The sequence below is a fragment of the Phaeocystidibacter marisrubri genome, from assembly GCF_008933165.1.
GTDB classification, from domain to species: domain Bacteria; phylum Bacteroidota; class Bacteroidia; order Flavobacteriales; family Schleiferiaceae; genus Phaeocystidibacter; species Phaeocystidibacter marisrubri.
Genome location: NZ_WBVQ01000019.1, coordinates 1 through 515, shown reverse-complemented (window position 1 = coordinate 515; position 515 = coordinate 1). Strand labels below are relative to the sequence as shown.

The 515-nt window shown below is 42.9% G+C and carries 2 protein-coding genes; both read right to left on the bottom strand.

From position 1 onward, the window contains the following. Position 1: 1 nt before the first annotated feature. Positions 2 to 247, bottom strand: coding sequence for a hypothetical protein (locus F8C82_RS14690; RefSeq protein ID WP_151694384.1), 246 nt, complete (start codon positions 245 to 247; stop codon positions 2 to 4). Continuing rightward, positions 234 to 476, bottom strand: coding sequence for a hypothetical protein (locus F8C82_RS14685; RefSeq protein WP_151694383.1), 243 nt, complete (start codon positions 474 to 476; stop codon positions 234 to 236). Before F8C82_RS14685 ends, F8C82_RS14690 begins: the two co-directional genes overlap by 14 nt. Between the last annotated feature and the right edge of the window lie 39 nt (positions 477 to 515).

Sequence of the window (515 nt, the reverse complement as noted above, 5' to 3'; positions counted from 1 at the left end):
ATCAATTGACCTTTTTATGTGCTTGCCTCTGCTTATCCATCTCTTGAATGGCTTTTGGAATGGCTACACCGTCGTACCGATAAGTACGAGCTGGATCCCCTCCAATCACAAAGTACGTTTCTGAATTCTCAAGATCGATATAGACCTCTGTTCCAGGCATGATTTCTTGACCTGTCAATGCGCGGTCTGTAGGTAAGCCTGGGACCGCCTCAATATCAATCTTGATTGATTTCTTAATGATGTTCATGGTTGGTTTTGGATTTGAAAAGTGCAGAAAACTTAAGAAAGTCACGGAAGGTTGCTAAGAGAACCCCTGTAACGAATGGAGCTACAAGTGATAGGTTTTGGTAAATGAATCCACCTATTGTCTCAACCCATGTTGAGAAAGTGTAAGCCGCTTCCGGGCTTTTACTACATTGAGTAGCGGACGCTAGAAGTACGGCAATTGACGCAATGGCGAGGATGCTTTTCTTCATGGGTTCTTAGTAAATTGTTTGATAAATAGAGTAAGCGCG

What these genes read in the sequence shown, in the direction of transcription:
- F8C82_RS14690 (WP_151694384.1), bottom strand. Translation starts at nt 247, where the DNA reads ATGAACATCATTAAGAAATCAATCAAGATTGATATTGAGGCGGTCCCA.
- F8C82_RS14685 (WP_151694383.1), bottom strand. Translation starts at nt 476, where the DNA reads ATGAAGAAAAGCATCCTCGCCATTGCGTCAATTGCCGTACTTCTAGCG.